General features: G+C 66.3%; 18 protein-coding genes. 14 read left to right on the top strand and 4 right to left on the bottom strand.

The features are described 5' to 3' along the window. Positions 1–841: 841 nt before the first annotated feature. From THITHI_RS0114345 to THITHI_RS0114335, 3 genes are all read right to left on the bottom strand, one after another. On the bottom strand, positions 842–1,567 hold the full coding sequence (locus THITHI_RS0114345; protein WP_018233805.1) for a ferredoxin--NADP reductase: 726 nt from the start codon (positions 1,565–1,567) through the stop codon (positions 842–844). 143 nt (positions 1,568–1,710) lie between these two features. Beyond that, complete coding sequence (mazG, locus tag THITHI_RS0114340; RefSeq protein WP_018233804.1) at positions 1,711–2,517, bottom strand: nucleoside triphosphate pyrophosphohydrolase; 807 nt, start codon at positions 2,515–2,517, stop codon at positions 1,711–1,713. Next, positions 2,517–3,083 carry a YfaZ family outer membrane protein gene (locus tag THITHI_RS0114335; RefSeq protein WP_018233803.1) on the bottom strand — a complete coding sequence of 189 codons (567 nt, stop codon included), beginning with the start codon at positions 3,081–3,083 and terminating at the stop codon, positions 2,517–2,519. The genes mazG and THITHI_RS0114335 overlap by 1 nt, the downstream gene beginning before the upstream one ends. A 220-nt stretch (positions 3,084–3,303) precedes the next feature. Here THITHI_RS0114335 and THITHI_RS0114330 point away from each other — a divergent pair, with 220 nt between their 5' ends. From THITHI_RS0114330 to THITHI_RS0114260, 14 genes are all read left to right on the top strand, one after another. Then, on the top strand, positions 3,304–3,756 hold the full coding sequence (locus THITHI_RS0114330; RefSeq protein WP_018233802.1) for a hypothetical protein: 453 nt from the start codon (positions 3,304–3,306) through the stop codon (positions 3,754–3,756). A 326-nt stretch (positions 3,757–4,082) separates the two neighbouring features. After that, positions 4,083–4,517 (top strand): hypothetical protein, encoded by a 435-nt coding sequence (locus THITHI_RS0114325; RefSeq protein ID WP_156820562.1) that lies wholly within the window; start codon positions 4,083–4,085, stop codon positions 4,515–4,517. 102 nt (positions 4,518–4,619) lie between these two features. After that, the gene (locus tag THITHI_RS0114320; protein ID WP_018233800.1) at positions 4,620–5,960 is read left to right on the top strand and encodes a multicopper oxidase family protein; all 1,341 of its coding nucleotides are present in this window, start codon (positions 4,620–4,622) and stop codon (positions 5,958–5,960) included. An 11-nt stretch (positions 5,961–5,971) separates the two neighbouring features. Further along, positions 5,972–7,210 (top strand): hypothetical protein, encoded by a 1,239-nt coding sequence (locus THITHI_RS0114315; RefSeq protein ID WP_018233799.1) that lies wholly within the window; start codon positions 5,972–5,974, stop codon positions 7,208–7,210. Beyond that, entirely contained in the window at positions 7,210–8,301 is a 1,092-nt protein-coding gene (locus tag THITHI_RS21115) for a c-type cytochrome (RefSeq protein WP_083908740.1), read from the top strand. Before THITHI_RS0114315 ends, THITHI_RS21115 begins: the two co-directional genes overlap by 1 nt. A 59-nt stretch (positions 8,302–8,360) precedes the next feature. After that, positions 8,361–8,828, top strand: a complete 468-nt coding sequence (locus THITHI_RS0114300) for a cytochrome c (RefSeq protein ID WP_018233797.1) — start codon at positions 8,361–8,363, stop codon at positions 8,826–8,828. A gap of 124 nt (positions 8,829–8,952) precedes the next feature. Continuing rightward, a complete protein-coding gene (locus THITHI_RS20845; RefSeq protein ID WP_018233796.1) occupies positions 8,953–9,117 on the top strand; it encodes a hypothetical protein in 165 nt (54 codons plus the stop codon). A gap of 5 nt (positions 9,118–9,122) precedes the next feature. After that, on the top strand, positions 9,123–9,557 hold the full coding sequence (locus THITHI_RS0114290) for a hypothetical protein (protein WP_232199430.1): 435 nt from the start codon (positions 9,123–9,125) through the stop codon (positions 9,555–9,557). Positions 9,558–9,718: 161 nt separating this feature from the next. Further along, positions 9,719–10,099: a hypothetical protein gene (locus tag THITHI_RS19135; RefSeq protein WP_018233794.1), complete on the top strand. Its 381-nt coding sequence runs from the start codon at positions 9,719–9,721 to the stop codon at positions 10,097–10,099. A 163-nt stretch (positions 10,100–10,262) separates the two neighbouring features. Then, positions 10,263–10,394 carry a hypothetical protein gene (locus tag THITHI_RS21110; RefSeq protein WP_018233793.1) on the top strand — a complete coding sequence of 44 codons (132 nt, stop codon included), beginning with the start codon at positions 10,263–10,265 and terminating at the stop codon, positions 10,392–10,394. Between the two features lie 28 nt (positions 10,395–10,422). Then, positions 10,423–11,412, top strand: coding sequence for a YncE family protein (locus THITHI_RS0114275; RefSeq protein WP_018233792.1), 990 nt, complete (start codon positions 10,423–10,425; stop codon positions 11,410–11,412). Positions 11,413–11,507: 95 nt separating this feature from the next. Continuing rightward, the gene (locus THITHI_RS0114270) at positions 11,508–14,045 is read left to right on the top strand and encodes a heavy metal translocating P-type ATPase (RefSeq protein WP_018233791.1); all 2,538 of its coding nucleotides are present in this window, start codon (positions 11,508–11,510) and stop codon (positions 14,043–14,045) included. 58 nt (positions 14,046–14,103) lie between these two features. Further along, positions 14,104–14,544: a hypothetical protein gene (locus THITHI_RS0114265; protein ID WP_018233790.1), complete on the top strand. Its 441-nt coding sequence runs from the start codon at positions 14,104–14,106 to the stop codon at positions 14,542–14,544. Positions 14,545–14,614: 70 nt separating this feature from the next. Next, positions 14,615–15,295 carry a Spy/CpxP family protein refolding chaperone gene (locus THITHI_RS0114260; protein ID WP_018233789.1) on the top strand — a complete coding sequence of 227 codons (681 nt, stop codon included), beginning with the start codon at positions 14,615–14,617 and terminating at the stop codon, positions 15,293–15,295. Positions 15,296–15,424: 129 nt separating this feature from the next. On the opposite strand, the gene amrS is transcribed toward THITHI_RS0114260, so the two are convergent. Next, positions 15,425–16,567 carry an AmmeMemoRadiSam system radical SAM enzyme gene (gene amrS, locus THITHI_RS0114255; RefSeq protein ID WP_018233788.1) on the bottom strand — a complete coding sequence of 381 codons (1,143 nt, stop codon included), beginning with the start codon at positions 16,565–16,567 and terminating at the stop codon, positions 15,425–15,427. Positions 16,568–16,584 lie beyond the last annotated feature (17 nt).

The following is a 16,584-nucleotide window of genomic DNA, read 5'->3' as shown; positions in this document are numbered from 1 at the left end:
GCGGCTGTCGCCTTATCCAGCCTACGAAATGTTCGGTGCGCGTTGAACGGAGGATGTCTCGATCCGTGTACCGGGGTCGAGCATCTGCATGTGGGCAGCAGGCGACCTGGAAAAACGCTTCGAACCGGCCTTGGTGAAGTACTCAAGCCAAACCCAAAGTCAACGGCGTTTCGATCCGCCTTGCAGGCGGCTCGAGTTACTTTTCTTGCTTGTCCAAGAAAAGTAACCAAAAGAAGGACACCCCGATGCCGCACCCGCTGTGGCGGGTGCCCTGCGTTGCTCGGCTTCGAGGGGGTCGGCAGACAGGCCATCCATGGCCTGACTGCCGACGCGCCGCGTCCCTGCGGCGCCCCTTCGGGCTTTTACCCTCGAAGCCTGCGCTACTCGGTGCGTCATAGGGGAGAAGGTCAAGAGCGCTTCGAGTGGCATCGGCGCAATGTTGATCTTGGTGCCTTCTTGAATCGCCATTCCCTCCCCGGTTCGGCCGAAGGGCCGGCCTCCTCTGCAGGGAAACCCAAGGCCACCAATACCAAGTGCCCCGCTCATGCTGATCAAAGGGGTTTTAACCTTTCCCCGTATGGCTCGCCGAGCACGGGGCTGTCCCGGGGTCAAAGCCCGTCAGGGGCGCCGCACGGACGCGGCGCGTCGATCGTCAGGCCAAGGATGGCCTGTCGATCGACCTCCCCGGGACAGCTCCGCGCGCAGGGCACCCCGAAGGGGCGAGACATCCGTGGTGTCTTTTCTTTGGTTACTTTCTTTGGACAAGCAAAGAAAGTAACTCGAGCCCCGCGCAGCGGGGATCGAAACGCCTTTGACGGTGAATCGGGCAGACCGCCCGCGCCTACCACCATTTTTCAAATACCAACCTGCCTTTCTCGATCCCCAGTTCCTCGAGCATGACCGTCATGTCCTCGATAAACTCGCGGCTGCCGCAGTAGTAGTACAGGGCGTCCGGCGGCAGGTTCATGGCGCGCAGCAGGTCGTGGCTGATGCGCCCGGTGTGGCCCTGCCAGTCCTCGGCCTCCCGGGTCACGGTGATCACGCAGCGGATGTTGGGGGCGAGACCCATGCGCTCGAGTTCGTCCCAGAACAGGATCTCGTTGCTCTCGGTCACGCTGTAGAGAAGCGTGGCCCGCACCTCCGGCATCTGCTCGTGGATGGAGCGCAGGATGCCCACCAGCGGCGTGACGCCGATGCCGGCACCCAGCAGTACCACCTTGTCCGCCATGTCCGGCTCGAAGTAGAAATTGCCCTGTCCGGATGGCGAGATGCGCACCGTATCGCCCGGGCGCGCCATCTCGTGCAGGTAGCGGGTGACCGGGTGGTGTTCCGCCGACTTGACCGCCAGTTGGATGGTCCCGCGGGTCGCCGGGGTGGAGACGATGGAATAGCCGGCCACCACCGTCTCGCCCCCGATGTTCACCGCCAGGTCGATCCACTGGCCCGGGCGGAAGCGGAACCCCTCGCCCACCGCCAGGCGCACGGACTTGACCCTCGGCGTCTCCTGGCGGATCTCGGCGATGGTGGCGGGAATCAGATCGGGGGGAACGGCAACGGCGTGGTTCATGGAACGGCGTACGGGAATGTCCGTGAAGGGCGAAGCTTATCAGGGATCGGGGGGCGGGGGAAAAACCACAATTGAAGTGAGAAGTGTGAATTGGGAAGTGGGAAGTAAAGGCCTTTCACTTCGCACTTCCCAATTCACACTTCCTACTTGGATTTCGCCTCCTCCCACAGCGCATCCATCTCCGCCAGGTCCGCATCCTCGACCGTCCGCCCCTGCCGGGCGAGGGCGTCCTCGATGTAACGGAAGCGGCGCTCGAACTTCGCGTTGCTGCCGCGCAGGGCGGCCTCCGGATCCACGTCCAGGTGGCGGGCCAGGTTGGTGACGGCGAACAGCAGATCGCCCAACTCGTCCTCGATGCGCGCGCGGGGCGCGCCCTGCTCCAGCTCGGCATGCAACTCGCGCAGTTCCTCGTCGATCTTGTCCAGCACGGGTCCGGGCCCGGGCCAGTCGAAACCGACCCGCGCGGCGCGCTTCTGCAGCTTCACCGCCCGGATAAGTGCGGGCAGCGAGCGGGCGACCCCGTCCAGGTGTCCGGGCGGTGATTCGCCCCCGGCCGCCCGCTCCCGGGCCTTCTCCGCCTCCCAGGCGGCGTGCTGGTCGGCTTCGGAGTCGAAACGCACATCGCCGAACACGTGAGGGTGACGGCGTACCAGCTTCTCGGCCAGCCCCTCGGCCACCCGGCCGAAATCGAAGTGCCCGGCCTCCTCGGCCATGCGGGCGTGAAACACCACCTGCAGCAGCAGGTCGCCCAGTTCGTCGCACAGGCCCGCGTGATCGCCCCGGGCGATGGCGTCGGCCACCTCGTAGGCCTCCTCCAGGGTGTAGGGGGCGATGCTCTCGAAGGTCTGCTTCACGTCCCAGGCGCAGCCGGTCTCCGGGTCCCGCAGGCGGGCCATGATGGCCAGCACGCGGGCCAGCGGATCCCGGTCCTGCGCCGCGGAACGCGCCACTAGTAACTGAAGCGGATACCGAAGTGCACCCGCTTGTCCACCCGGTAGTTGCTGTCCTCGTCCAGGTCCAGGGTCAGGCGGCGGTAGCCCGCGAAACCGGACACCCCGGGGGTGACCTCCAGTTCATAGCGGAAACCCCAGTCCAGCAACTGGTCAGCGTCACCGAAGCTGGTCACGGACGGGGCGAAGTGGAGTTCGCCGACCACGGCCATGGGCATGTTGGCGGGGATGGTCAGGCGCGCCTCACCGCCCAGCGCCAGGGCCTGAAAGCTCTGGTCCGGATCATCGATGCTGCCCGCGTAGAACCGGCCGCCCAGCCCGAAGGTGACCGGATGCTCTCCGGCGGGCGTGCCGGCGGCGTGCAGACCGACGGTGCCCATGTAGTCCTTGTCGTCGCTGTAGAACAGGCCGAAGGACATATCCGCCCCAGGCAGGCCGATGACGCCCGCGTCATTGATGAACCTGAACTGGGCGGTCTTGTCGCTGAGATAGACCTCCAGGCCGGCGGCCTGCCCCGCGGAGGCGCAGCCGGCGAGCAGCACCATGACGAACAGTCTGAATCGCATAGACGAGACTCCTGAGGTGAATGTGTCCGGTGACCGGTATCGGAATCCGGCCGATTGCGCGAAAGCTTAGCACGCTCATATGGGGTTTTCCCGGGATTGAAACCACAAATTGTAGGGGGGGCTCGGTCGGCCGGTCGCATTACTTGACAAATTCTCTCAGGAATATATATTAGTACCCACTGATGTGCTTATCAGCTAATTCAATGAGCAGGAGGTGACCATGAGCGGTCTGATTCCCAACTTTCCCCATGACGGCGTGGTAACCGTAAACCGCGTGATCCTCAAGGACGGCTACACCGTGGACGACCTGCAGGAGCGGGTTGCGGTGCTGTGCGAGAACGTCAAGACCTATCACTCCGACACCGGCTTCGTGGGCGGCTTCGTCTGCCTGAACAGCGGTGACGTCTCCAACGAGGGCTCCACCGTGGGCCAGGCGGTGGAGAGCCCGCTGAAGGGCAAGGAGGCGCTGATCATCACCTTCTGGAACAGCATGGAGGAGCACGAGGCCTCCCATCGCAGCGAAACCTTCCAGCCCCTGTTCAAGGACGTGCTGGCGCTGTGCGAGAACGGCAACGAGGAGATCGCCTACGAGATGCTGTGGTCCGGCAAGGCCTACTCGCCGGACGAGGCCAAGGCGGCCAAGGAAGCCAAGGCACGTCACGCGGCGGCGTAAACCGCGGGGACAGGGAGGTCCCCGGACCTGCCCGAAGACAAAGGCCCCGGTGCGTGAGCATCGGGGCCTTTTTCATGGCCGGACCCATACGGGCCATTGACGGGGTGCCGCTACTGACCTGCGCCGTGGAATGGCAACCACGGCGTGAACGCCCGCCGCTTGCGGGTCCGGAAAGGGCCGCGGGCCGCCCCGGCGCTCGGCGAGCGCATGTGACGGAGGTCGCGAGACACGCAGGAACCAAGAGGCACGGATGCAGTCACAGGCTTAGCCGTGTTACGCTCTGGACCCGGTCTAAATCGGAAACCTGCGGGACACCAACCCTGGCCATGCATCCGACTGTACGACAACTCGTGTCCCTGTGGCTGGTAATGGTGATCGCCCTGCTGCCCGTCAGTGGCACACTGCTGGCCGCCACGCTCGCCCCGGCATCGGATCAGGGAACCCCGCAGATCCACGTGGACCAGGGGCACCACGCCGTGCACGCCCGCCACGGGCATGATCATGCCCGCCATGGCGCGGATATACCCCCGGCCGAACACGAAACACGGGACATCGCCCCGCTTCCGTCCTCCCTGCATCATGACTGCGGCGACGCCCCGTGCGCGAGCGTATGTGCCGGCTGCACCGGGTGTCATGCCCCGCCTGCCACACCCCTGGCATCGGCTGACAGCGAGGAGCTCGTCTGCGAGACCTTGCCCGTCGTCGTGACCACCCCTCCCCCCGGCGCGCTCTACCGCCCCCCCAGAAACACCGCTGCCTGATCACCGGCCGCGACGCGGCCGGACCGTAACGCCCCTGCGCATGCGGGCACGTACCCGTGCGCGCCGGGTTAGGCAACGATCCAAGCAGTGGAGTCAAACCAGATGAAAGACAAGACGATGCGCGGCGCACCCGCACCGCTCGACGCCGCCCGTGCCGTTCCCGACGATCCGGGCCGGCGGAAGTTCCTGCGAACCGCCACCGCGACCGCCACCGGCATGCTCGCGGCCGGCTCGGGCCTTGCGGCACAGGCCCAGAATGCCGGCCACGACGCCCACGCCGGCCACGGCACCACCCCCCCCTCTCCCGCCGGCGCTCCCGCCCATGGCTGGCAGGGCGGCCAGGGCTCGATGATGTACATGGAGGGGCACGACATGCACGGCGTGGTCAGCGAACCACCCGGTGCGCCGCCCGATGACGCGGTCAACTACCGGGAGTTCGAGATGACCTTCGACGTCATCGAGCACGAGATCCTGCCCGGGGTGAAGGCGCCCATGTTCGCATTTAACGGCCAGGTGCCGGGACCGGTGTTCCGGGTCCAGGAGAACGACTGGATCAAGGTCGTGGTGCGCAACCGCACCGAGGAGATGCACACCATCCACTGGCACGGAGTGGACCTCATCTACACCATGGACGGCGTGCCGATGATGACCCAGGATCCGGTGCACCCGGAGGAGACCTTCATCTACCGCTTCCAGGCACGGCCCCACGGCACGCGTTTCTATCACTGCCACTGGGGCACACCGCTGCACTTCATGGCGGGCCTGCACGGGGCGTTCATCATCGACTCCCCCAACGATCCGATCCGCCGGGACTTCCCCTACGAGCGCGACTACGTGCTGGTGCTCGAGGCCTTCGACGTGAACTTCGCCCGTGAGCACATGAACGCGGTGCACGAGGGCATGAAGCGGGTCAACGCGTTGATGCGCCAGGGGCGTCTCACGCCGCGCACCCATGCCTTCTTCCGCAACTACGAGGAGTTCGTCAAGGCCATGGACGACGGCTGGCGGCCTCCCTATACGCGGGGCAACGCGGAGCTGCCGACGGTCCAGCCGCGCTTTTTCGCCATCAACGGCAAGGCCTTCCCGGCCACCAAGGAGCAGGGGCACATCAAGATCCGCCGGGGCGAGAACATCCGCATCCGGCTGATCAACGGGGGCATCGCCACGCATCACATGCACCTGCACGGGCACCAGTTCTACGTGGTGGCCGAGGACGGCAACCCCCTGCCCTACTACAAGCGCTGCAACACCATCGCGGTCACGCCGGGCAAGACCTTCGACATCGTGGTGCACGGCGACAACCCGGGGTTGTGGGACTTCCACGACCACAACGAGCTGCAGTCCACCAACAACATGATCTACCCGGGCGGGATGATGACCATGCTCGAGTACGAGGACCTGGGCGAAGTGCCGTATGGCCCGTCCATCTCCATCAACCAATAAGGATCCGGACCATGAATCACACCAAGAAGATACGCATCACTCTGGCGGCGGCCTGCGCGTTCGGTCTCGCGACGGGACCGGGCCAGGCGCTGGAGATCGACCCCCACGTGGCGCCCCAGGTGGATATCGGCGGACGCGCCCTGATCACCACCAAGGCCCACCGGGTGAAGGAGGCCGACGGCGGCACCGACAGCGACAGCGAACTGGAATTCGCCGACTCGAGTCTCCTGTTCGGCTTCTCCAAGTACCTCTTCGACAGCGAGAACTACGCCTTCGGCGCCATCGGCATCAAAGCCATCGAGGACGATGCCCATCACGATGTCCGCGATGACATCTACCTGCACCAGATGCACGCGGGCGTGGGCGGCGAACGCTTCGAGGTGGTGCTGGGACGCACCGGACTGCCCAACACGCTGGTCGTGTTCCCGACCCTTCGCGACGACGACCTGATGGACTTCACCCACGTGGGCAACGCCTTCTCCCACGCGCCGGACGAGGTCTATCAGCTCTACGGCGGCGTGGTGCAGGGCACCTTGTTCTGGCCCGCGCAGCGCATGTCCGCCACGGGCACGATCACCGCACGTACGGAAACGGACGGCACCGGCAGCCGAACCAGCTCGTCGGAGTTCAACGGCTACAACCTGAAGTTCGCCTACGACGTGCCCGAGGCCATAAAGTTCGACCGCGGACTTCGCTACACGGCACTCGCCTGGGACCGCCAGGACCTCAATGATGGCGAGGGCGAGATGGACGCCTTCCAGGCAGGCGCGGTAATCAACCTGAGCGACAACCCGGAGGCCACCTGGAACCTGGACCTGCAGGCCACGTACGTGAACGGCATCAGCGTCCCGGATCTGGCTTCCATCGCCAACCGTTCAAAGGCGGAGCAGAAATCCGTGGCCGCGGCTATCCGCTACGGCCACCGGCCCTGGCTTCAGACCCGCTGGCAGGCGGCGGTGACGGTCGGCTGGAAGGACTACGACGACTTCTCCGACGCCTCCGCATGGACTGTGGCGCCGAGCCTCATGTACCGGCTCGGAAGCGGCATCCACGCACTGGCCCAGTACCAGTATCGGAGCAACTCGAGCGGGCTAGCCGATGCCACCGGTGTCGACAACGACCAGCGCATCTACCTCGGCCTGTCCTTCGACTTCGACCACACACTCAACAAGCACGTGGCCGGACGCGACAGCATCATGTTCCTTGAACACAACATGCTTGACGTGGGCCCGGCCCGGGGAGGTCATTGATGAACCTGTCTCCAATCACCCGCGCGCTGCTGCTGACCAGCCTGCTCGCCATGCCCATGGGCCTCGCCGCGCAGCACGCGGGCCACGACCATCACGGGCACGGTGATCACGGCGCACAGCAGGCGCAGCCGCAATCGGACCATGAAGGACACGGCGGTCACCAGGGCCACGCAGGGCACGAAACCGACGGGGGCCAGGCAGACCACGGCGGGCACGATGCTCATGCCGGCCATGACATGGGCCCCGGCGTCACACGCGGTTCGTGGTCCTACCTGGATCGCGACAACCCCGCGCCCCATGACGGGGGGCGCTGGGTGATGGTGCCCATGCCGGGCATCCAGTCCGGGTACCGGTTCGTGCGCAGCGTGGACGAAGCCGATGTGTGCGCCGGTCTCGACGAGCGCCGCGTCATGGTGGATCGGGCCACCCGGGAGGCCTGCGCTTCACGCCCCGCGGCCATGCCCTTTCACGGCGTGGCCATGGCCGCGGACATGGATGGCCATGAGGACCACGGTGACCATCAGGGGCACGGCGATCATGGTGCCCATATGGACCATGGCGACCACAACACCCATGAAGGTCACGGCATGATGCCGGGCGGCCATGAGGGTCACGGCGACCACATGGACCCTGGTGGCCACAACACTCATGAAGGTCACGGCATGCCGGGCGGCCATGAGGGTCATGAGGACCACGGGGCGCATGGCAGCGATGGCGGGCACGATCACAGCGCCCACGACCATGGTTGGCAGGCGCCGCCCGAAGCGGTGGCCATGGCCAATCCGGTCCCCGCGAACCGGGAATCGGTCCGTCGCGGGCAGGCCGTCTACCAGGCCAACTGCATGAGTTGTCACGGCGCCGATGCCCGGGGCAACGGGCCGGAGGCAAACGGTCTGGGCACTCCGCCCGCGGACCTGGTGGCACATCTGTCCCACCACTCGGACGGAGACTATGCCTGGAAGATCCGCACCGGCAATGGCCCAATGCCGGCCTTCGGGGAAGAGCTCACGGACCGGGAGATCTGGGACGTGGTGAACTATCTTCGTGACCTGTCCCCGGGACGACAGTCCGCACACTATCAGGCCCGTTAACCGTCAGTCGGGGGGCGGTATCCACCGCCCCCCTCCCACTTTAAAGGGAGAGCAATGTCATGAAAGCGAACCAGACACTCATAGCCGCGCTGGTATCCCTCGGGCTGCTGGCCGGCTGCGGCGAGTCCCCCGAAGCCACGCAGGAGCCCCCGCGAAGTGAACCGCCCGCCACCCAGGCTCGGGCCGAGGCGCCGACCCAGGCCGTCACCCCGCGCGAGGATTTCCAGATCCCGCCCGAGGGTTTCCAGACCGATGCCGGTCGCGGACAGGAACTGTTCGTCGCCCACTGCGCCCAATGCCATGGCAACGATGCCCACGGCACGGAACAGGGGCCGCCGCTGATCCATCGCATCTACGAACCCTCGCACCACTCGGATCTCGCCTTCTACATCGCCATCGCCCGGGGCACCCACCAGCATCACTGGCAGTTCGGCGACATGGCGCCGGTACCCGAGGTGGACGGCGAGGACGCCGCACACATCATATCCTGGATCCGCCGGGAACAGCGCGCGGCAGGCATTCAGTGATTGAAAGGATGGAGGTTGAAGGTTGAAGGTTGAAGGTTGAAGGATGAAGGATGAAGGATGAAGGATGAAGGATGAAGGATGAAGGATGAAGGATGAAGGATGAAGCACGGAGGATACAGCGGACATGTCCCATGATCCCGGCATGACCCTCGAACACTGGCTGCTCTGGCATTGGTTGCCATGGCAGGCGGTGCCCACCCTGATCGTCGTGGCCCTCCTGGCCGTGGCGGTGGGCGCGGCCGTGAGCTGGCTGATACGACGGCGCACTGAACGGCACGGGTCGCGATGATCCCCATGTCCGGCACACGCAACTGGCTGCAGGTGCTCAGGCGATACCTGCTGTTCATCGCCGCCGGCAACCTGGCGTGGGAGTTCGCCCACATGCCGCTCTACACGCTCTGGGAAACAGGCACCACGGAGCAGATCATCCTTTACGGGCTGCACTGCACGGCGGGCGACATCCTCATCGCCCTGAGCGCGCTCGCTGTCGCGCTGTTCGTTCTTGGTACCCCCGCGTGGCCGGGTGAGGGCTATGTACGTGTCGGGATCATCGCGGTGGTCCTGGGGCTCGGCTATACGATCTTCAGCGAATGGCTGAACATCGAGATCCGGGAGGCCTGGGCCTACCGGGACATCATGCCCGTCATCCCGCTGATCGGCGCGGGCCTGACGCCCATGCTGCAATGGATCGTGCTGCCGGTTCTCGGCCTGTGGTGGGCGCGGCGCTGATCCCTTGCGCGATACGTCGTCGGCGGCTCAGTTCCGGCCCACCAAGGTGTTTTCGGCATGTCTTGACCGGCATCATGCTCCGCCCATTCCGGGCTCGCTTATGGGCCCGCAGTTGCTAAACTCCAGGCAAGGTCTGTCACTGATCGGGAGTTCCGCCCCACATGGCCCACCCCTGCCGCCTTCTGTTGGCGCTCATGATCGCCGTATCGCTGATACTGGCGCCTCTTGGCGGTGCCCTGGCCATGGGCGGTCTGTCCGGGGGCGACCACACCGCGGCCGCCGATTGTCCGGAAACCGTCGTGGACCGCGCCGGTGCCGGGCACACGGACCCATTCGAAGCCCTGCCGGAGCTCGCGCATGACGGAGCCGCCGCAGAGTGCTGCGACCCGCCCTGCGCACAGTGCGGGCATTGCCCTGTCACCAGCCTTCCCGCCGAGCCCGCCACAGGCACCCCGGCGCACATGATCCTCCCGCAATCCCCGTTCGCCTCCCTGACCGACCTGCACACCGCCCCCTCGCACCGCCCGCCCAAAGCCGGCTGACCCTCCGCCCGGACGACCGCGTCCGGCGCCCCGCGTCATTCCCGAAGATGCCACCTGGCAGGGAACGCCGTTCACGCGGCATGGCGCACCGGGGAGAGACCTCCCCATACACACCATCTTCATGCCCGCGCGGCAATGCGCAACGAGTCAGGAGAACAAAACGATGATGCACGAACAAGGCACCGGCTGGATGTGGGGCTTCGGCCTGGGACATTCACTGATCTGGATTCTGATCCTGGCGCTGCTGGTGCTGGGTCTCGCCGCGGTGATCAAGTACCTGTTCAGCGGCAAATGAGCGCCCGGCACAACCCGAGGAGACCGTCATGTTCCCATCCATTCGCACAGTGATCTTTCTGGCGGCGCTCGGCTGGCCGCTCGGCGCCATGGCCGGCCCCACGGTCTACATCCCCCTGGGCGCCGGCAACCAGGTGATCGCCGTGGATGCGGCCACGCATCGGATCACGGCGCGCTACGAGGGCGTCGAGAACCCCCATGGACTCGTAGTCACACCCGACGGCGAGTACCTGGTGGCCGGAAGCCTTTCGGAGACACCGGCGCCCGCGGGCGCCTCCCATGAGAGCCCCACCAGCAGTCTCTACCTGATCCACCCGGCCCACGGCCATGTGATGCTGACCATCCCCGTGGCCGGCTGGACCCATCACCAGGCAATCACCCCGGACGGGCGTCATGTGATCTCGACCCACACCGCCCGCGGGGACATCAGCGTCCTGGACATGACCACCGATCAGATCGTGCGGCGCATCGCGACCGGCCCGGCGCCCAACTACACGCTGATCACCCGGGAAGGGGACCGCGCCTACGTCAGCAACAGCGGCGACGGCACGGTCACCGAGATCGATCTGGCGACCTGGAAACCAGTGCGCAGCCTGGAGGGCGGCCCGGGGCCGGAACACATGGTGTTCTCAGCGGACGAGCAGACCATCTTCGTCACCAATCCGCGCGCCGGCACGGTATCGGCGGTGTCGGTGGACACCGGGAAGGTGGCCGGAACCTACGAAATCGGACCCAACGTACACGGTCTGGACATGGGCGACGACGGCCGGACCCTGTTCGTCACCAGCCAGCAGGCCGAGACCCTGACCGCGGTGGACACCGCGAGCGGGGAGATGCGCTCGGTGGTGTTGGCGCCCGCACCGTATCACCTGAACACCATCCCCGGCACGGGCACGGTGTACGTGTCCAGCAGCAGGGAACCCGTGATCCGGGTGATCGATCAGCAGTCCCTTGAGCTGATCGCGACCATTGAACTGCCGGCGGGTGAAGGGCATCAGATGGCCGTGGTGGCGCAATGATTCCGATGCGGCCTGAACAGGCATCCACGGCCGATGCGCCTGCACATGGAAGGCACGTCCCGGTGAGGATTCCGCCCCGACAGGAGAAGCGGTAAATGGACATGTCCAATGAACATGTAACCGAGGCCGGCACAGACACGAGCGCGCCGGGCGGTCAGGATCAACTGGCCGAACTCACCGTGCCGGGCATGGGTTCGGATCATTGCGCCGGCATTGTCTCCACCTCGTTGCGCCGGCTGCCCGGCATCAGCGAGGTTCACACCAACATTGCAAACCACCGCGTTCAGGTCGGTTTCGATCCCGCCCTGGTCACCGCGGCGGAACTGCGCAAGGCGGTCGAGCGGGCGGGCTACGAGGTGGCCGCAGTATCCGATTCCGGTCAGTCGGCGTCCGTCGCGGAAGTCCGGCTGGTGGTGCCCGGCATGGGCTCCGACCACTGCGCGGGACTGGTGAAGGACTCCCTCGCACGTCTGAGCGGCGTGGGCGGGATCCGCACCAATATCTCCAATCACCAGGTCGTCGTGGAACGCACCGCCGACGGCCCCGCGCCCGAGGCGCTCAAGGCCGCCGTCGAGCGGGCGGGTTACGAGGTCGCCTCCGTGTCCACCGGCGCGCAGGCGGAAGAATCGGACGTGGAGGAGATCTTCCTGACCCGGGCCTGGCGTCGTTTCGTGATTGCCGCGGTGCCCACCACGCTGATCATGGTGTTGATGATGGTGCACATGTTCGTGGCGGCCGTGCCCGGTTACCTGGCCGTCATCGCGCTGCTGGCGCTGCCCGTGGTGTTTCTGTACGGCGGCTGGGCCACCCATGTCTCCGCGTGGCGATCGCTGACCAACCGCACAGCCAACATGGACGTGCTGATCTCCATGGGCAGCCTGCCGCCGTATCTCATCGGACTGGTGGGCTTTTTCTTCCCCATGACCTCGTTCATCGAGATGGCCGCCACCATCATGACCTTCCACCTGCTGGGGCGGTACCTGGAGAACAAGGCCAAGGGACGGGCCTCACAGGCGATCAGAAAACTGCTCACCCTGGGGGCGAAGACGGCGCGTGTGGAGCGCGACGGCGAGGAAGTGGAAGTACCGGTCAAGGCACTGGCCATCGGCGATGTGATGATCGTGCGTCCGGGCGAGAAGATCCCCACCGACGGCGAAGTGGTCGAAGGTCAAAGCCACGTCGACGAATCCATCGCCACGGGGGAATCCATCCCCGTGGACAAGGCGCCGGGAGACACCGTGCTGGGCGCAACCATCAACAAGGAAGGCCGGCTCAAGGTCAGGGCCACCCGGATCGGCGCCGACACCTTCCTCTCCCAGGTCATCAAACTGGTGGAACAGGCCCAGTCCTCCAAGGTCCCGATCCAGGAGTTTGCCGACCGCGTCACGGCCCGGTTCGTACCGGTGGTGATCGTGATCGCCTTCGCCAGTCTGCTCGCCTGGCTGGTCTTCCCCGAGCCCATGCGCCCGATCCTTGACTGGGGCGCCACGTTCCTGCCCTGGGTGAATCCGGAAGCCACCTCCGTGATCCTGGCGATACTCGCCACCATCGCGGTGCTGGTGATCGCCTGCCCCTGCGCCCTGGGGCTCGCCACGCCCACCGCGCTGATGGTGGGTTCCGGTCTGGGCGCCGAGCGCGGCGTCCTGATCCGCTCCGGCGAGGCCATCCAGACGCTCAAGGACATCCGCATGGTGGTTCTGGACAAGACCGGCACCATCACCCGGGGCGAGCCGGAACTCACCGAGGTGGTCGCCACAGACGGCGACGAACAGACGGTGCTTCGGCTTGCCGCCGCCGTGGAAAACGCCTCCGAGCACCCCCTCGCCCGGGCCGTTGTGGACGGCGCGAAAGCGCGGGGCGTGAACCCGGGGCAGGTGCAGGATTTCAGGTCGGTCACCGCCCGCGGGGTGGAGGGAACCGTGGACGGCAGGCAGGTGCTCATCGGCAACCGGCGTCTGCTGGAGGAATCCGGCATCGAGGGCCTGGATGCGCTGGACGGGGATCTGTCCCGCCTGGAGGCCCGGGGCCGGACCGCCGTGCTGGTGGCCCGGGACGGCCATGCGGTCGGCATCGTGGCCGTGGCCGACGCCGTGAAGCCGGACTCCAAAGGCGCCATCGAGGCCATGCACGCACTGGGGCTCAAGGTGGCCATGGTCACCGGCGACAACGAGCGGGCAGCCCGTGCCGTTGCCGACGAGGTGGGCATCGACGAGGTGCTCGCCGGCGTGCTGCCGGAGGGCAAGGTGGACGAGATCCGCAAGCTGCAGGCGCGTTTCGGCCCCCGCGTGGCCATGGTGGGCGACGGCATCAACGACGCCCCCGCGCTCAAGCAGGCCAACGTGGGCATCGCCATCGGCGCCGGCGCCGACGTGGCCATCGAGGCCGCCGACGTCACCCTGGTGTCCGGCGAGCTGACCAAGGTGGTCGAGGCCATCCGGCTCTCCAGGGCCACCTTCGGCAAGATCGTGCAGAACCTGTTCTGGGCCTTCTTCTACAACGTGGTCGCCATCCCCATAGCCGCCATCGGCCTGCTGCACCCCATGATCGGCGTGATCGCCATGACCGCCAGCTCGCTCTCGGTGATCGGCAACTCGATGCTGCTGCGGCGCTCGATACTGAAGGGCGAGCGATGAAAACCCGGCGGAGGACAACACCGTGAAACCTGCAAGGGCACTGCGACATGCGACGACGATGATGCTGCTGGCCGTGCTGGGCCTGCCCGTGTCGGCAGCGGGCCAGGACGAGAGCGCCAGGATCGCGCACGGTATCGCCGTCTATCTGGGCGTGGTGCCCGCGGCCATGATCCGGGGCCATCCCGCAGACCATCCTGAGCGCGCCATGCACGGCGGCATCCCGCGCGGGCGCGATTCCCACCATGTCACCGTCGCCCTGTTCGACGCGCAGAGCGGAGAACGCATCGAGACGGCGGCGGTGCAGGCATACGTCGCCCTGAGGGGAAGCCGGGGAACGACACGGCAACTCGAGATCATGCGCATCGCCGATACCGTCACGTTCGGAAATTATTTCAACCTGCGTGGCGAAGGCGTCCACGACATCGAGATCACGATCACGCTGCCCGGTGCGGACGAGCCGGTGACAGTGCAATTTTCCCATCCTCCCCCGAGCCGGTGAGTACCACTGCCGGCACGGCGGGATCGTCCAACGAACCTTTACACCGACGACACAACTGAGGAGTATCCCCATGAAGACAACGCAATCAATCAGACACCTGGTCGCCGCCGGCCTGCTCACGCTGGCCTTCGCACCGGCGGCCGCCTGGACCGCCCAGCACGGCATGCCCATGGGTGACCCGGACAACAGACCCATGATGCAGCAGCGCGGCGGGATGGGCATGATGGGCCCAGGCGCCATGATGGGCGGTTGCCCGATGATGCAGGGCATGATGCAGGGTCAAGGTATGGGCATGATGGGTCGTGGCGGCATGGGCATGATGGGCCCCGGCGGCATGATGGGCCATGGCGGCATGGGCATGATGGGCCCGGGCGGCATGGGCATGATGTACGGCATGGATCTCGACCGCGAACAACAGGTCGAGATGCGCCGCATCCAGCGGGAACTGCGCCGCCAGAACTGGGAGCGCATGGGCCAGCTGATGGAAGCGAAGGAGGACATGCACGAACTGATGGCGTCTGAAAGTCCCGATCCCGCGGCGGTCGGTCAGGCCCACGCCCGCATGGCGGAACTCAAGCGTCCCATGATCGAGGCACGGGTCAAGGCCATGAACGAGATGCGCGCCCTGCTCACCGACGAGCAGCGTGAACGGATGCGTTCAGGGCCGCGCGGCACGGGCATGATGCCGGGCATGCAGGACGGCATGGGCGGCGGCATGGGACCCGGAATGCGGGGCGGCATGCAGCGCTGAACGCAGGGGCGGGCTCGTCGATCCCGGGCGCGCGGGGTCAGGGGTGAGTCCCGTAGGATGGGTCAAGCGAAGCGGACCCATGCGGTGCGGCCGACCGGGACCGCATGGGCACGCTGCGCTTTGCCCATCCTACGAGAGCTTCTCGCCCGACACCGCCTCGCTGTACTCGCCCGGCCGCACCGGCATGCGCCGGCTGCCCCATTGCCCGGCCGGACCTTCGAACACCCCGGCACAGGGGGAGGCACAGAAGCGGCAATGCCCATCCTCGGTGAGATTCCATTCCCCCAGCACGTAGCCGTCGCGCTCGATCAGGCGCCTGCCGCAGTGGTGGCACCAGGTGCTCTGCCCCGCCGGGTCGTGGACGTTGCCGGTGTAGGCGTAGCGCACGCCGTTGCGCAGGGCGATCTCCCGTGCCCGCGTGAGGGTGACGCGCGGCGTGGGCGGGCGATCCAGTATCTTCCAGTCCGGATGAAAGGCGGTGAAGTGCATGGGCACGTCCGGCCCCAGTTCCCGGACCACCCAGCGGGTCATCTCGTCGAGCTCCTCGTCGGAGTCATTGAGCCCCGGGATGAGCAGGGTGGTGGTTTCGAGCCAGACGCGGGTCTCGTGCTTCAGGTAGACCAGGGTGTCGAGCACCGGCTGCAGGTGACCGCCCGTCACCTTGTGGTAGAAGTCCTCGGTAAAGGCCTTGAGGTCCACGTTGGCGGCGTCCATGTACGCGTAGAATTCACGGCGCGGCTCCTCGCACACATAACCCGAGGTGACCGCCACCGAGCGCACCCCCCGTTCCCGGCAGGCCTTCGCCACGTCGATGGCGTACTCGTGAAAGATGATGGGGTCGTTGTAGGTGTAGGCCACGCTCGCACAGCCCAGCCGCTCGGCGGCGCGCGCGATGGTCTGCGGGTCGGCCCGGTCCATGAGGGTGTCCATCTCCCGGGATTTGCTGATGTCCCAGTTCTGGCAGAACTTGCAGGCCAGGTTGCAGCCGGCAGTGCCGAAGGAGAGCACCGGGGTACCGGGCAGAAAGTGGTTGAGCGGCTTTTTTTCGATGGGGTCGACGCAATAGCCGCTGGAGCGCCCGTAGGTGGTCAGCACCACCCGCCCGCCCATGTTGGCGCGCACGAAGCACAGCCCGCGCTGCCCCTCGCGCAGTTTGCAGTAGCGCGGGCAGAGATCGCACTGCGCGCGCCCGTCGTCAAGCGCATGCCAGTAGCGGGTATCCACAGTGCTTTCCGGATCCACGTGGCCCGGGACGGGTTTTTCCTGCTGCATGATTCACCTCACCGGCA

This window comes from Thioalkalivibrio thiocyanodenitrificans ARhD 1 (assembly GCF_000378965.1).
GTDB lineage: Bacteria > Pseudomonadota > Gammaproteobacteria > Ectothiorhodospirales > Ectothiorhodospiraceae > Thioalkalivibrio_A > Thioalkalivibrio_A thiocyanodenitrificans.
This window is presented reverse-complemented; position numbering and strand designations above follow the sequence as displayed.

Excerpts from the sequence above, each read along its gene's own strand:
- THITHI_RS0114320 (WP_018233800.1), top strand. The coding sequence starts at position 4,620 with ATGAAAGACAAGACGATGCGCGGCGCACCCGCACCGCTCGACGCCGCC.
- THITHI_RS0114330 (WP_018233802.1), top strand. The coding sequence starts at position 3,304 with ATGAGCGGTCTGATTCCCAACTTTCCCCATGACGGCGTGGTAACCGTA.
- THITHI_RS0114260 (WP_018233789.1), top strand. The coding sequence starts at position 14,615 with ATGAAGACAACGCAATCAATCAGACACCTGGTCGCCGCCGGCCTGCTC.
- THITHI_RS0114325 (WP_156820562.1), top strand. The coding sequence starts at position 4,083 with ATGCATCCGACTGTACGACAACTCGTGTCCCTGTGGCTGGTAATGGTG.
- THITHI_RS20845 (WP_018233796.1), top strand. The coding sequence starts at position 8,953 with ATGTCCCATGATCCCGGCATGACCCTCGAACACTGGCTGCTCTGGCAT.
- THITHI_RS0114270 (WP_018233791.1), top strand. The coding sequence starts at position 11,508 with ATGGACATGTCCAATGAACATGTAACCGAGGCCGGCACAGACACGAGC.
- THITHI_RS0114315 (WP_018233799.1), top strand. The coding sequence starts at position 5,972 with ATGAATCACACCAAGAAGATACGCATCACTCTGGCGGCGGCCTGCGCG.
- THITHI_RS21115 (WP_083908740.1), top strand. The coding sequence starts at position 7,210 with ATGAACCTGTCTCCAATCACCCGCGCGCTGCTGCTGACCAGCCTGCTC.
- THITHI_RS0114300 (WP_018233797.1), top strand. The coding sequence starts at position 8,361 with ATGAAAGCGAACCAGACACTCATAGCCGCGCTGGTATCCCTCGGGCTG.
- THITHI_RS19135 (WP_018233794.1), top strand. The coding sequence starts at position 9,719 with ATGGCCCACCCCTGCCGCCTTCTGTTGGCGCTCATGATCGCCGTATCG.
- THITHI_RS0114290 (WP_232199430.1), top strand. The coding sequence starts at position 9,123 with ATGTCCGGCACACGCAACTGGCTGCAGGTGCTCAGGCGATACCTGCTG.
- THITHI_RS0114335 (WP_018233803.1), bottom strand. The coding sequence starts at position 3,083 with ATGCGATTCAGACTGTTCGTCATGGTGCTGCTCGCCGGCTGCGCCTCC.
- THITHI_RS0114345 (WP_018233805.1), bottom strand. The coding sequence starts at position 1,567 with ATGAACCACGCCGTTGCCGTTCCCCCCGATCTGATTCCCGCCACCATC.
- THITHI_RS0114265 (WP_018233790.1), top strand. The coding sequence starts at position 14,104 with ATGATGCTGCTGGCCGTGCTGGGCCTGCCCGTGTCGGCAGCGGGCCAG.
- amrS (WP_018233788.1), bottom strand. The coding sequence starts at position 16,567 with ATGCAGCAGGAAAAACCCGTCCCGGGCCACGTGGATCCGGAAAGCACT.
- THITHI_RS0114275 (WP_018233792.1), top strand. The coding sequence starts at position 10,423 with ATGTTCCCATCCATTCGCACAGTGATCTTTCTGGCGGCGCTCGGCTGG.
- THITHI_RS21110 (WP_018233793.1), top strand. The coding sequence starts at position 10,263 with ATGATGCACGAACAAGGCACCGGCTGGATGTGGGGCTTCGGCCTGGGA.